Origin of the sequence: Kitasatospora sp. NPDC059722, from assembly GCF_042733235.1 — a bacterium.
In the GTDB taxonomy this organism is placed as follows: Bacteria; Actinomycetota; Actinomycetes; order Streptomycetales; family Streptomycetaceae; genus Kitasatospora.
On record NZ_JBHWGD010000055.1, the window covers coordinates 32,252 to 45,384 of the forward strand.

Genomic DNA, 13,133 nt, shown 5'->3' on the forward strand with positions numbered 1-13,133 from the left:
GGTCCCCGCGACTCGTACGTGGCCCGGCCGAGGGTGCCCGGCCGGGTGGCCCGGCCGGTGGTGCCCCGGCCGGGGGGTGGGCGGTCCGCTCGCGGAGCCCGGCCCGCGACACCCTCATATCGCGGGCCGGGCCGTCCACGGCGACGCCGGGGCGCGGACGTCGGGCCGTCACAGCGGGCCCGGGACGCCTGCACGCCCGGATGCCCGGACGCCTGCACGCCCGAACACCCGGACGTCAGGACGCCAGAACGCCCGAACGTCAGGACGAGCGCGACCGCCCGGCGCCCCGGACGTCAGGCCCAGGCGAGGTGCTCGCGGTTGTGGGCGAGCAGCCGGTCCGTCAGCCGGTCGGCGAGGTCGAACTGGCCGACCAGCGGGTGGGCGAGCAGCGCGTCGTACACGCGGTCGCGCCCGCCGCGCAGGGCGGCGTCGAGGGCGAGGTGCTCGTACGAGGTGACGGCCGCGACGAGCCCGGCGTAGAGCGGCTCGACGGGCCGCTGCGGCAGCGGGCGGACGCCGGCCGCGTCGACCTCGGCCGGCACCTCGATGACGGCGTCGTCGGGCAGGAAGGGCAGTACGCCGTCGTTGCGGGTGTTGACGACCTGGACGGAGGTGCCGCCGTCGGTGCCGAGCAGGGCGGCGATGAGCTGGACGGCGGCCTCGGAGTAGAACGCGCCGCCGCGCTTGCCCAGCAGTTCGGGCTTGGTGTCGAGGGCGGGGTCGGCGTACATCTCCAGCAGCTGCCGCTCGATCTCGGCGACCTGCGCGGCCCGCGAGCCCTGCGCCTTGAGCTCCTCGACGACCTCGTCGTGCTGGTAGTAGTACCGCAGGTAGTAGGACGGGACGACGCCGAGGCGCTGCACGACGGCCTGCGGCAGGTGGAGGTCGTCGGCGATCTCCTTGCCGAAGTCGCGGAGCAGCTCGGGCAGCACCTCCCGCCCGCCCGCCGCGCCGGGGGCGTCGAGCAGGGTGACGCCGCGCTCCCAGGTGAGGTGGTTGAGGCCGACGTGGTCGAGCCGGACGAGCTCCGGCGCCACCCCGAGGTGCGCGGCGAACTTCCGCTGGAAGCCGATCGCGACGTTGCACAGGCCGACGGCCTTGTGCCCGGCCTCCTGGAGGGCCCGAGTGACGATGCCGACCGGGTTGGTGAAGTCGACGATCCAGGCGTCCGGGTTGGCCCGGCGGACGGTGTCGGCGATGTCCAGCACGACGGGGACGGTGCGCAGCGCCTTGGCGAGCCCGCCGGCGCCGGTGGTCTCCTGGCCGACGCAGCCGCACTCCAGCGGCCACGTCTCGTCCTGGTTGCGGGCGGCCTGGCCGCCGACGCGCAGCTGGAGCAGGACGGCGTCGGCGTCGGCGACGCCGGCCGCGACGTCCGTCGTGGTGGACACGACCGCCGGGTGGCCCTGCTTGGCGAAGATGCGCCGCGCCAGCCCGCCGATCAGCTCGAGCCGTTCGGCGGCCGGGTCGATCAGGACGAGTTCGCCGATCGGCAGGGTGTCCCGCAGCCGGGCGAAGCCGTCGATCAGCTCCGGGGTGTACGTCGAACCACCGCCGACGATCGCCAGCTTGAGTACGGACTTGGTTGCGGACATCAGCCCTTGACCCCTGTCAGTGTCACGCCTTCGATGAAGGCCTTCTGCGCGAAGAAGAAGAGGAGGATCACCGGTGCCATCACGAGGAGGGTGGCGGCCATGGTGAGGTTCCAGTTGGTGTGGTGGGCGCCCTTGAAGGACTCCAGGCCGTAGGAGAGCGTCCAGGCGGCGTGGTTCTCGCTGGCGTAGATCTGCGGGCCGAAGTAGTCGTTCCAGCAGTAGAAGAACTGGAACAGGGCGACGGCGGCGATGGCCGGCTTGGCCATCGGCAGCACGACGCGCAGCAGGGTGCGCAGGTCGCCGCAGCCGTCGATCCGGGCCGCCTCGATGTACTCCTTGGGGATGGTGGTGAGGAACTGGCGCAGCAGGAAGATGGAGAAGGCGTCGCCGAAGGCCATCGGGATGATCAGCGGCCACAGGGTGCCGGTGAGGTGCATCTGCTTCGCCCAGAACAGGTACATCGGGATGATGGTGACCTGCGGCGGCAGCATCATCATCGAGATGACCGCCATGAGCGCCAGTTTCCGGCCGCGGAAGCGGAACTTGGCGAGCGCGTAGGCGACCGGGAGGCTGGAGACGACGGTCAGCAGCGTGCCGGCGCCGGCGTAGACCAGGGTGTTGCGCCACCAGGTGAGGAACCCGGGCGCCTCCCACACCTTGGTGTAGTTGCCCCACTGCCAGGAGGTGGGCCAGTAGTTCGTCGTGAGCGCCTGGCTGTCCGTCATGACGGAGGTCAGGAAGGCGAAGACGAACGGGAGGATGAAGAACAGCGCGGCGGCGACGCCCAGGGCGTGGACGGCCACCCAGTTGAGCGCGGCGCGCCGCCGGGCGGCCGCGGAGGCGGCCGAACGTCCCGAGGGCGACGAGGCCTTGGCGAGTACGGGGGTGCTGAGAGTCATGAACGGGTCCTCACTGATCCGCTGATCCGCTGGTCCGCTAGTCCTCGCTCGCCATGAAGCCGGAGCGGCGGCGCAGCAGGAGGGAGGTGACGGCCATCGCGATGGCGAACAGGACCAGGGCGACGACGCAGGCGGAGCCGGTGTCGAAGCGCTGGAAGCCGAGGTTGTACACCATCTGCGGCAGGGTCCAGGTGGAGCCCTGCGGGAAGCCGGGCTCGAACTGCTGCCCGGAGTTGCCCGCGATGCCGCTGGCGACGCGCCCGGCGACGATCGCCTGGGTGTAGTACTGCATGGTCTGGATCACGCCGGTGACCACGGCGAACGTGATGATCGGCGAGATGTTCGGCAGCGTGACGTAGCGGAAGCGCTGGAGCGGCCCCGCGCCGTCGAGTTCGGCCGCCTCGTACTGCTCCTTGGGCACGTCCAGCAGGGCGGCCATGAAGATCACCATCAGGTCGCCGATGCCCCACATGGCGAGCATGGTGAGCGCGGGCTTGGACCAGTTCGGGTCGGCGAACCAGCCGGGCTGCGGGAGCCCGAGCTCGCCGAGGAAGTGGTTGACCGGGCCGGTGCCGGGGTTGAGCAGGAACGCGAAGGAGACGGTCGCGGCCACCGGCGGGGCCAGGTAGGGCAGGTAGAAGGCGGTGCGGAAGAAGCCGACGCCGCTCTTGATCTTCGTGATGAGCAGCCCGATGCCGAGCCCGAACAGCACCCGGAGGGACACCATGACGACGACGAGCCAGAGGGTGTTGCGCAGGCCCTGCCAGAAGAAGGGGTAGTGGTTGAAGACGTAGTCCCAGTTCTTCAGCCCGTTGAAGGCGGGGGCCGAGAACCCGTCGTACTTCATGAAGGAGAAGTAGACGGTGGAGATCAGCGGGTACAGGAAGAAGACGCCGAAGCCGATCAGCCAGGGGGAGAGGAACGCGAGGGTGCGGGCCGCCTCCCGGCGGCGCTTCCGGCGCAGCAGGTGCTGCGTGGAGTGCGCCGCCGGGTCGGCGGGTCCGGTGCCCTTGCGGGTGCCGAACGCGAGTGCCATGGGGTGCTCCGAGTGCCGTGTTCTTCGGACTGCCGTGCCGGGCCGGTTACTTCGCCTGGGCGATGGCGGCGTCGATCTCCTTGGCGGTGGCGGCGAGGCCGGCCGCGAGGTCGGGCTGCTTGCCGGACTCGTACGCGTAGCCGAGGTTCTGCAACGACACGATGTAGGCGCCGCCGTTGGCGCTGGCCGGGGTGGTGCCGGAGTTCGGGTTCTTCGCGATGTCCAGGAAGGTCTTGAAGTTCGGGTCGCCGCTGAGCTTGGGCGAGTCGAGCGCGGCGAAGGTGCTCGGCACGTTGTGGATCGCGTTGGCGAAGCCGACGACCGCGTCCGTGTCGGTGGTCAGGTACTTGACGAGCTCCCAGGCGGCGGCCTGCTTCTTGCTGCTGCGGGCGATGCCGATGACGGTGCCGGTCTGGTAGCCGCGGCCGTAGGTGGCGGCCTGGTCGTCCGGCACCGGGAACGGGGCGGTGGCCCAGTCGAAGTCGGGCTTGCTCTCGGCGAGCGAGTTGGTGCGCCACTCGCCGTCGATGGCCATGGCGACCTGGCCGGTGTGGAAGGGGTTCTTCTCGCTGAACTCCTCGCCGAAGGTGGAGCGGTACTTCTCCAGCTTGTCGAAGCCGCCGAGCTTGTCGACGAGGCCCTTCTGCCAGGTGAGCATCGCGGCGACCTTCGGGTCGGAGGCGACGGCCGACTTGCCGTCCGCACCGAAGTACGCCGGCCCGTACTGGCCGAGGAAGTGCTCGGTGGTGGACTCGTAGCCGTGGTAGTCCGGCATGAAGCCGAGCTGCTTGAAGCCGTCGCCGTCGGGGACGGTGAGCTTGGCCGCGGCGTCGGCGAACTCGCTGAAGGTCTTCGGCGGGGCGGTGATGCCGGCGGCGGCGAAGGCCTTCTTGTTGTAGTAGAGGCCGTAGGCGTCGCCGAGCAGCGGCAGGGTGCACTGGTTGCCCTGGAACTGCGTGTAGTTGAGCATCGCCGACGGGAAGGTCTTGGCGGCGTCGATGCCGCTCTTCTTCAGCAGCGGGTTGAGGTCGATGAAGGCCTTGGTCGAACAGAACATGCCGACGTTGTTGGTGGTGAAGGAGGAGACCACGTCCGGCGCGTCGTCGCCGCCGGCCCGCAGGGCCTGGTTGACCTTGTCGTCCGCGATGTTGGCCACGGCCTTGACGTGGATGTTCGGGTGGGCCTTCTCGAAGGCGGCGATGTTGTCGTTGATCGCCTTCACCTCGTTGTCCTGGCTCCAGCCGTGCCAGAAGGTGATGGTGACGTCCTTGCCGCTCGCCGAGTCGTCGCTGCCGCCGGCGTCGTTGCTGCCGGTGCAGGCGGTGGCGAGCAGGGCGAGGACGGCGCTGCCGGTGACGGCGGCGATCGTGCGGCGGCCTCTGCGGGAGGTGGTGGGGTGCACTTCGAGGTCCTCCTGGGGGTGCGCGGGCAGGCGTCATTGCCTCGTCGCCCGCGGTCGGGGGTTGGGGAGAGGTGGGTGCAGGGGTGGATCGCAGGGGGAGTCGGGGGAGTCGGCAGGGGCAGGGGGCTGTCAGTGGGTGGAGAAGACCGCCTCGCGGGCGGCCGCCAGGGCGCGCTGGAGCGCGCCGAGCAGGACGGGTGAACCGGCGAGGGTGCTGCTGCGCACCTCCGGGCGGGCGATCGAAAGCCGGGCGAGCTCCTCCTGGACGAGCGCGCGCAGATGTTCGCCGCCGGCGCTCGGCACGCCGCCGGAGAGGACCACCAGCTCGGGGTCGACGACGGCGACGATCACGGCCAGCCCGACGGCGATCCGGCCGGCCAGTTCGCGGAGGAACTCCTCGCCGGCGCCCGGGGTCGCCAGGGCCTTGGCGATGGTCTCCTCGGCGGTGGGCGCGCCGAGCCCGTGCTCGCGGGCCAACGCCCGGACGGCGGCCGCGCCGACCAGGTCCTGGAACCCGCCGAAGTTGCGGCGGCGCACGTCCCGCACGACCGGCGAGCCGGGCACCGGCATGTAGCCGACCTCACCGGCGCCGCCGGTGAAGCCGCGGTGCAGCCGCCCGGCGATCACGATCGCGGCGCCGATCCCGGCACCGGCCCACAGCAGGACGAAGTCCTCGGAACCCCGCGCCGCGCCCGAGGCCTGCTCGGCGACGGCGGCGAGGTTGACGTCGTTCTCGATCGACACGGGGGCGCCGATCTCCCCGGTCAGCTCCTCGACGAGCGTCGGCGAGTGCCAGCCGGCCAGGTGGGAGGCGTAGCGCAGCTTGCCGGTGACGGGGTCGGGTGCGCCGCTGACGCCGATCACGACGGTGTGCAGCGCGCCCTCGCCGATCCCGGCCGCCCGGACCGTGTCGGCGACCGCCGCGGCGACCCGGGGGACGGTCCCGGCGGCCGGGGCGCCCTTCACCGGCACGACGTGCTCGGCGAGCGTGCTGCCGGTGATGTCGGCGACGGCGACCCGGATCCCGGTGGCCGTGACGTCCACCCCGGCGACGTACCCGGCGGCCGGATTCACCTGGTACAGCTGCGCGTTGGGCCCGGGCCCGCCCGCCGTGGTGCCGACCGGCAGGACCAGGCCCGCCGCCTCCAGGCGCGCCAGCAGCTGGGAGGCGGTGGGCTTGGAGAGCCCGGTGAGCGTGCCGATCTGGGTGCGGGAGAGCGGTCCGTTCTCCAGCAGCAGTTCGAGGGCGGCGCGGTCGTTGATGGCGCGCAGCAGGCTGGGGGTGCCGGCGAGGGGGGCCTTGGCGGTGGTCTTGGTCACGCGCAGAATCCTCCTCTTCCGGCAGGTCGGGGGCGTACCCGGGGGAACTCCCGGGGGTGTCCGGGGAGCGCCCGGGGGGTGTCCCGGGTCCACGGTGCGAACTGTTAGGAAACTTTCCAGTCGCTTGGGAAGGACCGTACGGTCAGCGTCGGCGGAGTGTCAATGGCCCGCCGGGCGGTGGATGCCGAAGCGTTACCGGGCAGCACGAAGCCCCGCCCCCACGTCGGTGGGAGCGGGGCTTTCGTCCGCGTGTCCTGGCCTTCCCGGCCGCTGCGAAGGGGTGTTACGGCCCGGCGAGGTCGTCCATCGGCGGCTTATGGCTCGGCGAGGTCGTCCGTCGGCGGCTTACGGCTTGGCGAGGTCGTCCATCGGCGGCTTCGGTGCCGGTATCGGCTCGGTCGCCTTGTAGCGCGCCGAGGTCGGGTCGGCCAGCGAGGACGGCGGCGACGGGTCCGGGGCCGCGGCGATCGCGACGCCCGTGGCCGCCGCCTCCTCCTTGACCTTGATGCCGGCGTGGTCGAAGGCCGCCTTCAGCCGCTGGCGCATCGCCCGCGCCACCATCGCCGCCTTGCCCGGCGCCGTCCTGGCCTCGATCCGCACCACCACCGAGTCCGCCGCGACCGACTCCACGCCCAGCACCGACACCGGCTCCCAGATCAGCTCGTCGTACGGAGCCTCCTTGGACATCGCCTCGGCGGTCTCCTGGATCAGGTCCTCGGCCCGGAGGAGGTCCTCCTTGTACCCGACCTGGACGTCCACGGTGGCCGTGGACCAGCCCTGGCTCATGTTGGCGATCCGCTTCACCTCGCCGTTGCGGATGTACCAGATCTCGCCGTTCGCGCCGCGCAGCTTGGTCACCCGCAAGCCGACCTCCAGCACCGTGCCGGCGGCCACCCCGGTGTCGATCTCGTCGCCGACGCCGTACTGGTCTTCCATGATCATGAAGACGCCGGAGAGGAAGTCCGTGACCAGGTTGCGGGCGCCGAAACCGATCGCCACACCGGCCACACCGGCGCTCGCCAGCAGCGGCGCCAGGTTCACCCCCAGCGCGGAGAGCACCATGAGCGCCGCCGTGCCGAGGATGCCGAAGGACGCGACGCTGCGCAGCACCGAGCCGATCGCCTCCGAGCGCTGCTGGCGCCGCTCCGGGTTGACGACCCCGGTGTTGGCGAGCAGTCCGCCGATGCGGCCGTGCTCCTCGGCGCTCTCGTGGGCGCGCGCCATCCTGGTTATCAGCTGCGTGATGAGCTTGCGCACCACCGCGCGCAGCACCAGTGCCAGCACGATGATGAAGACGATCCGCACCCCGGCGGCGAGCCAGGACTGCCAGTGGGTGTCGAACCAGCTGGCCGCCTGCTTGGTGGTGTCCGAGACCTCCTGCGCGCTCGTCGGGATCCGCAGGTCGAGCTGCGGCACCTGCGGCGCGGTCGGGCCGGGGGACGGCGTCGTCGACTGGGAGGACGCGTCGGCGAGGCCGAGGACGCCGGAGCGGAACACGTGCGGGACCTTCCTTGCAGGGGGCATTGCCCGGTCCCGTGCCGCAGCGAGCCCGACCCGCGGACCGTCGCCCCAGCCTAGCGGGCACCGAACACCCGACCGGACCCGCCGAACGGCGCGCGGGCCGCCCCGGACGCCCCGTCAACGCCCCGGTGCGCTCCCGCGCGCACCCGTCCGGGCACCGCCTCGGCACCGCTCCGGCACCCCCGGGAGGCGGCCCCACCACTGCTCCGACCGGCCGAGCAGTCCCCCCGGGGGGAAGCGGAAGGGCTCCTACCGGGGGCCCTGGTGCAACCCGACCTTCCGCCGGGCATATCGGGTATGACGGAAACCACACCCGGAGATCACGTCAGGTCCGTTACACAGGAGTGGTGGCGCCGTACGAAGGCGTAAGGCGACACTGGGGGAGATCACTCACCCGTTGGGTGATCCAACCGCTCGTCCCGGCGCGAGCCACGCGCCGCAGGCGTCCAAGGAGGCATCCGTGCCGCATGTCCTGGTCCTCAACGCGTCCTACGAGCCACTCGGCGTCGTATCGATGCGCCGCGCACTCATCCTGGTCCTCAACCACAAGGCGGTCAGCCTGGAGGACACCGGAGTCACTCTGCACAGCGCCACCAGCGCCCTTCCGGCGCCGTCCGTCGTCCGCCTGACCCGCTTCGTCCGGGTCCCGTTCTGCGGGCCCGTCCCGCTCACCCGCCGGGCGCTGTTCGCCCGCGACCACGGCCGCTGCGTCTACTGCGGGGCCGCCGCAACCAGCGTCGACCACGTCATCCCGCGCAGCCGGGGCGGCCAGCACCGGTGGGACAACGTCGTGGCGGCCTGCCGCCGCTGCAACCACACCAAGGCCGACCGCCACCTGACCGAACTCGGCTGGCGCATGAAGCGCCCGCCCGCGCCACCCTCCGGCCTGGCCTGGCGGATCATCGGCACCGGCATCAAGGACCCCCGCTGGCGGCCCTACCTGGAGCCGTACGGCGGCGGCGACCAACTACGCGCCCCGCAGTGGGGCGAGTACGAGCACCACGACCATACCGAGCCCAACCACTCGGTCCCGATCGGCCGGGCGCACGGCGCCCACGCCGCCCCAGTCCGCCGCGGCGAGCAGCCCGAACCGCTCTCCGCCTGAACCAGAGCTCCACAAGGGCCTGCCCCGTCACATCTCGGTACGCCTCATGGGCCGCCGCGCACCCCACCGGGGAGCACGGCGGCCCGCCGTGTGTACGGCCGCCCCGCGGGCGACCACTGCACGGGCCACTGCACGGACTACTGCTTGGGCGGCGTCCCGGCGGCCGGCGGCTGCTGTCCCGCGGCCGGCTGTCCCGGTTGCGGCTGCGGCTGCTGCGCGGGCGTGGTGCCGGGGGTGCCCGGGGTCCCCGGCTGCGCCGGAGGAGCCACCGGCGGCTGCGGCTGCGCGGGCGGCGTCACGGCGTACAGCTCGATCCCCCACAGCGAGTAGCCGTACTTGGTGGCCCGGGTCACACCCTGCATCCGCAGGAACTTGGCGTTCGCGGCGTCGAAGCGCACCGTCTCGTCGCCGCCCTTGCCGTTGTCCACGCTCGCCGCGGTCGTCCAGGTGACCCCGTCCGACGAGGTCTGGATCTTGTACGACGCGGCGTACGCGGCCTGCCAGTGCAGCACCGCCGCACCGAGCCGGACGGCCTGCGGCAGCTCCAGCTGCACCCAGGCGTTGTCCTGCGCGGGCGAGGACCAGCGGGTCTTCGGGTCGCCGTCGGCGATGTTCGAGGCCGGGAAGTTCGCCGTCTCGTCGCCCGAGGAGGTGGCCTTCGCGCCGAGCGCGAGGTCCGCCCCGCCGGTCGGCGGCACCACGTGCACCTGGAGCACCTGCTTGACGACGGTCGAGCCGGCCACGTACTGCACCGGTACCTGGTACGTCCCGGACGGCGTCCCGGCCGCGGCGCTGACCAGCAGCGGCACCCCGACCTTCCCGCCGCGCGGCACCGTCACCCCGGCCGCCGGCGCCACCGTCAGGCCCTTCGCCGCCGCCGGCACGTCGGCCTGCAGGCTGCCGGTGGTGCCCTCGGGGCGGCCGGCCGTGACCGTCGCCTGGGTCTGGGCGGGCGCGGCCGCGCCGGTCACGACGTCCAGGGACGGGTCGGCCAGGGTGAGCCGGGCCGCGGGGGCGTCCGCGTACCAGGGGATCACCTGGTTGACGACCGGCGGGTCGCCGCCCGGCTTCCAGGTCAGCCGGAACGCGTCGGCGGGCTGGCCGCCGGCCGGCAGCTCGTTGTAGCCCGGGTTGATCGTCCCTATGTCGAACCAGGTGCCGTCCGGGCGCCGCAGCGACACGGTCGCGGTGGCCTTCACGCTCGGGTCGGTCAGCACGGTGAGCCGGTCCACCGGCCGGGCCGCGCCCAGCTCGACGGTCAGCGGCTCGTCCTGCGCGGTCGGCGCGCTGGCCGCCCGGTAGGCGGTGTCCGGGTTGCCGTCCAGCACCGCCGCCGCCGAGGAGCCGGGCAGCGCGGCCGGTCCGCCGGAGACGCTCGCCGGGGCCTCGTCCGGCGCCGTCACGGTGAACTCGCGCACCGCCACCGCGGTCTTCTGGGCGGCGGTGGCGCGCAGCCGCACCGCCCGCACCACCGTGCCGGCGGGCACCTGGGCGCTGACCGTCTTCTGGTTCTTCACCACGGCCAGCTGCTTCCAGCCGCCCTCGCCGGTCGAGTACTCCAGCACGCCGTCGCGGATGTAGTCGTCCACGGCGCTCTGGGCGTCCGGCCCGTCGCCCCAGCCGCCCATCAGGACGGTGACGCCGCTGACCGGGCGCCCGGAGCCGAGGTCCACGCCGACCGAGTCGCCCGGCTGCGGGGGAGCGGAGCTCCAGTAGAAGGTGTCGGCCTGGCCGTCGGTCATCAGCGCCGGCAGGTGGTCGTGCGCGGAGCCCATCGTCGTCGTCGGGCTGATGCCGCCGCTGACCACGCCCGCCCAGTTGTCGGCGGCCCGCAGCGCGTGCTCCAGGAACGGGCCGAGCACGCCCGCGCCGATCGTCGCCGGGCTCTGCGCCAGCTGCTCGCGCAGCCGGTTCAGCTCCACCCGGGCCTTCCAGGCGGCGGCGCCGTCACCGCCGTGCTGCGCCAGCAGCATGTCGAGGGCGGCCTGCCCGGCCAGCCCGTACCCGTGCAGCGGCGCCAGCCACGGCCCGGCCTCGGCGGCCAGCGCGGACGTCGCCGCGGTGCCGGCCAGCGTCTCCTGGGCCGAGGCCATCGCGCCGAACGCCTCCCGCAGCGGGCCCGCGGCCTCTATCAGCTTGGCGAGGTCGGGGGCCGCGCCCGAGGTGGGCTCGGCGGTCGCCCAGAACCTGTCGATCAGCGGGGTCAGGTAGCCCGACTCCTGCTTGGACAGCGGCGAGGACGAGCTGTTGCCGGCCAGCGCGGTGACGGCCGCCAGCGCCGACCCGGCCGGGGTCGCGGAGGCGCCGGTCGGCCCGGCCATCGTGCGCAGCGCGGCCTGCCAGGACTCGTCCGGCTTGTACGCGGCCGGGTTCCAGGCGAAGTCGCCGGCCGTCGACAGGGCTATCCGGGAGGCCACCGGCTGCTGCATCGCCCCGGTCAGCATCACCGCCGAACGGCTCGCCACCTCCGGGTCGCGCCCGGTGTAGGCGCCGAGGTAGAGCCGGTCCGGGTTGGCGTCGTTGACCGGGTAGTTGTCCATGGTGACCAGCGGGTGCCCGTACAGGCCCGCGGTGTCCGAGGCCTGAGCGCCGGTGATCTTCTCCGGGATCACCCCGACCCCGCTCCACGCCACCTGCACCCCGGCCGGCAGCGCGTCCGCGAGCGCCTTGCGGTAGGGCGTCGAACCCGACTGGTGGTACTCGGTCGGCACGATCGACAGCGGCGCCAGGCCCGGGTTCTTCGAGATCAGCCGGTCCTGCACCTTCGCGGCCAGCGCGGCCTGCGCCTTGGCCGCGGCGGCCGGCCCGGTGCCGTACGTCGAACGGTCGTCGGAGCAGTGCCACTCGTCGTAGCTGACGTCCAGGAACTGCAGCTGGAACGCGGAGAAGCCGAGGGCGCGCAGCCCGTCCAGCTTCGCCACCAGCGCGTCCACGTCCTTGCCCGAGCTGAAGCAGAACGACTGCCCCGGGTCGACGGCGTACCCGAGCGTCACGTGGTTGGCGGCCGCCCGGCCGCCCAGCTCGCGCAGCTCGGCCGTCTTGTCCGCCGGGTACGCGTCGCGCCAGCGCGACAGCCGGTACGGGTCGTCACCGGGTGCGTAGAGGTAGAAGTTCTGCTTCGAGCGGCCCAGGAACTCCACCTGGTCCAGCCGCTGCTGCGCCGTCCACGGCGTGCCGTAGAACGCCTCCGCGGTGCCGCGCACCGGCGCCCCGGACGGCCAGTCGCGCAGCGTGATCCCCGGCAGGCCGAGCCCCGAGGCGCCGGGCGCCTGGTTCTGCCCCTGCCCGGCCGGCACCGCCGCCAGCAACTGCCGCAGGCTCTGCGCCGCGTAGAAGGTGCCCGCCGCGTCCGCGCCCGCCAGCACCACCGCGCCGTACGTCCCGCCGCCCTGCGCGGGCAGCTGGCCGGCCGTCAGCACGTAGCCGCCGATCGGCATCCCGATCAGCGACGGCGCGGCGCCGTCCTTCGTCCCGCCCGCGGCGGCCAGGTCGCGCAGCGCCCGGTCCACCGCGCCGCCCGCGCCCTCGGCCGGCCCGCCGACGTACACGACGAGCGAGCCCGCGGCCGGCGGGGCGTCGACGTCGGACACGGTGGTGAAGTCGGTGGCCCCGGCGATCCCGAGCACCTCGTGCACCGCGTCCACCGCGCCGTGGTCCGCCTTCGGCGCCGTCACCAGCGTCACCGCGGCCGGCACCACGACCGGCTTCCCGGCCACCGTCTGCTCCTGCGGCCGCGGGAACACCTGCGGGTTCGTCACGCTCCCCAGCGGCGTCTGCGGCGCGGTGCTCACCACATCCGGCCCGGGTACCCCCGCGTACGCCGCCGCCGACGGCACCGGCCCCGCGAGGAGCCCGCCGACCACGGCCGCCGCGGCGACCCCGGCCGCGATCTGCAGCGCCCGCCGCCCCGGCGCGCGGCTCCCGGCCGCTCGCTCGGCGCGCACGGACGCCAGCAGCGGCTCCGTCCCCTTGAGGTCGGCGATCAGCCGGTCCGCCGTCTTCGGCGCCAGCTGACGGCACGTCCGCGCGGTGGCCCGCCGGGCCGCCAGCGCCGCGGGGTGGTACAGGACATCGCGCAGCGCGGAGCTCTGCTCCAACTGCTGCCGCAGCCGCCGCCCGGCCGCTACGGAAACTCGGGCTTGCACAGGAGCCTCCTCGCCAGGCCTGGACCACATCGCCGCAACCCCACCAGCTACCCAACCCGGTGTCAACGCCGTCGTCAGATATGTCCACTTTGCCCAATTGATCACCGTGC

Annotated in this window: 8 protein-coding genes; 1 reads left to right on the top strand and 7 read right to left on the bottom strand. The window is 73.1% G+C overall.

The window, feature by feature from the left end; genetic code table 11:
* Positions 1-293 precede the first annotated feature (293 nt).
* The 6 genes from ACFV4F_RS29380 to ACFV4F_RS29405 all read right to left on the bottom strand — a co-directional run bounded on the left by ACFV4F_RS29380 (position 294) and on the right by ACFV4F_RS29405 (position 7,776).
* Positions 294-1,595 (bottom strand): 6-phospho-beta-glucosidase, encoded by a 1,302-nt coding sequence (locus tag ACFV4F_RS29380; RefSeq protein ID WP_380441964.1) that lies wholly within the window; start codon positions 1,593-1,595, stop codon positions 294-296.
* A complete protein-coding gene (locus tag ACFV4F_RS29385) occupies positions 1,595-2,494 on the bottom strand; it encodes a carbohydrate ABC transporter permease (protein WP_380506926.1) in 900 nt (299 codons plus the stop codon). Before ACFV4F_RS29385 ends, ACFV4F_RS29380 begins: the two co-directional genes overlap by 1 nt.
* A gap of 37 nt (positions 2,495-2,531) precedes the next feature.
* Positions 2,532-3,530 carry a carbohydrate ABC transporter permease gene (locus ACFV4F_RS29390; RefSeq protein ID WP_380441968.1) on the bottom strand — a complete coding sequence of 333 codons (999 nt, stop codon included), beginning with the start codon at positions 3,528-3,530 and terminating at the stop codon, positions 2,532-2,534.
* Between the two features lie 46 nt (positions 3,531-3,576).
* Complete coding sequence (locus tag ACFV4F_RS29395) at positions 3,577-4,932, bottom strand: ABC transporter substrate-binding protein (RefSeq protein ID WP_380441970.1); 1,356 nt, start codon at positions 4,930-4,932, stop codon at positions 3,577-3,579.
* A gap of 129 nt (positions 4,933-5,061) precedes the next feature.
* Positions 5,062-6,252, bottom strand: a complete 1,191-nt coding sequence (locus tag ACFV4F_RS29400) for an ROK family protein (RefSeq protein WP_380506929.1) — start codon at positions 6,250-6,252, stop codon at positions 5,062-5,064.
* A gap of 345 nt (positions 6,253-6,597) precedes the next feature.
* Positions 6,598-7,776 carry a mechanosensitive ion channel family protein gene (locus tag ACFV4F_RS29405; RefSeq protein WP_380441974.1) on the bottom strand — a complete coding sequence of 393 codons (1,179 nt, stop codon included), beginning with the start codon at positions 7,774-7,776 and terminating at the stop codon, positions 6,598-6,600.
* Positions 7,777-8,233: 457 nt separating this feature from the next.
* Between ACFV4F_RS29405 and ACFV4F_RS29410 the strand changes: the two genes are divergently transcribed.
* The gene (locus tag ACFV4F_RS29410) at positions 8,234-8,878 is read left to right on the top strand and encodes an HNH endonuclease (protein ID WP_380441976.1); all 645 of its coding nucleotides are present in this window, start codon (positions 8,234-8,236) and stop codon (positions 8,876-8,878) included.
* A 137-nt stretch (positions 8,879-9,015) separates the two neighbouring features.
* Here ACFV4F_RS29410 and ACFV4F_RS29415 read toward each other — a convergent pair whose 3' ends face one another.
* A complete protein-coding gene (locus ACFV4F_RS29415) occupies positions 9,016-13,023 on the bottom strand; it encodes a beta-N-acetylglucosaminidase domain-containing protein (protein WP_380506932.1) in 4,008 nt (1,335 codons plus the stop codon).
* Positions 13,024-13,133 lie beyond the last annotated feature (110 nt).